Origin of the sequence: Brevundimonas denitrificans (assembly GCF_030160755.1) — a bacterium.
Classification (GTDB): Bacteria; Pseudomonadota; Alphaproteobacteria; order Caulobacterales; family Caulobacteraceae; genus Brevundimonas; species Brevundimonas denitrificans.
The window spans coordinates 1-938 of sequence record NZ_BSOY01000151.1 but is presented as its reverse complement, the minus strand read 5'-3'; the positions used below and the strand labels follow the sequence as shown (position 1 = coordinate 938).

General features: G+C 60.0%; 2 protein-coding genes. Both read left to right on the top strand.

All coding sequences use genetic code 11. The features are described 5' to 3' along the window. Positions 1–267, top strand: a 267-nt coding sequence (locus QQJ79_RS15430; RefSeq protein WP_284223813.1) for a hypothetical protein, incomplete at its 5' end; no start/stop codon positions are given. A gap of 44 nt (positions 268–311) precedes the next feature. Then, complete coding sequence (locus tag QQJ79_RS15425; protein ID WP_284223812.1) at positions 312–920, top strand: GNAT family N-acetyltransferase; 609 nt, start codon at positions 312–314, stop codon at positions 918–920. Positions 921–938: the final 18 nt, after the last annotated feature.

Sequence of the window (938 nt, the reverse complement as noted above, 5' to 3'; positions counted from 1 at the left end):
CGGGCCAAGGCCCAGAACAAGGCGGGCCTGCTGATGGGGCAGGAAAGCCCGGCGTCACGGTGTGAGGTTCATGCGCGGCAGATGCTGATCTATGAGCGCATTGTCTCCCCGCAGGAGATTACCGAGGAAATCGACCGGGTAACACCGGAGCGGGTGGTATCCCTTGCCAAGCGCCTGTTCGAAGGGGCGGTGCCGACCATTGCGGCCCTTGGGCCTGTCAAAAACCTTGAAACCTATGACCGACTTGCGGCAAGATTTAACGGATAAATCTTGAAAATTCGCCCCTTGGGGCGCTCGCAGGCGGGTTGGGAATGGTTCTGGAGCGGTTTTCATTTCCCGGAAAAGAATACCGGGTCACAGCCAGAAAAGTATATCTGCGGACACCGCGCCTGTCTGACTGGCGGGCGTGGGCCGAGGTTCGCGCCGTCAGCCGTAACCATCTTGTCCCGTGGGAGCCCGTTTGGGCACCGGACACCTTGACCAAGGCCAGTTTTCGAGACCGCCTGCGCCGGTACGCACGGGATGCCCGTGACGATATGGGGCAGGCGTTTTTCATTTTCCGTCATGAGGATGACCAGATCGTTGGCAGTGTGACCCTGAGTAATATTCGGCGCGGGGTGGCGCAAACGGGGACCATCGGATACTGGACCGGGCTGCCTTATGCGCGGCAGGGATATATGTATGATGCGCTGACCGCGCTTTTACCGGTCTTGTTCCGGCAGTATTGCCTGCGCCGGGTCGAGGCCGCCTGCGTGCCTGAGAACGACGCCAGCGCCGCGCTGCTGGAAAAGGTGGGCTTTATCCGGGAGGGACGGGCGCGGGAGTATCTGTGCATTAATGGGGAATGGCGGGACCATCTGCTATTTGCCTGCCTGAAAGACGACCCCTTGCCCTTGTATTACGCAGGTGATAACGACTGACAGGGGCGGTAGAGGTCA

Coding starts and splice junctions, on each gene's coding strand:
- QQJ79_RS15425 (WP_284223812.1), top strand. CDS start 312: ATGGTTCTGGAGCGGTTTTCATTTCCCGGAAAAGAATACCGGGTCACA.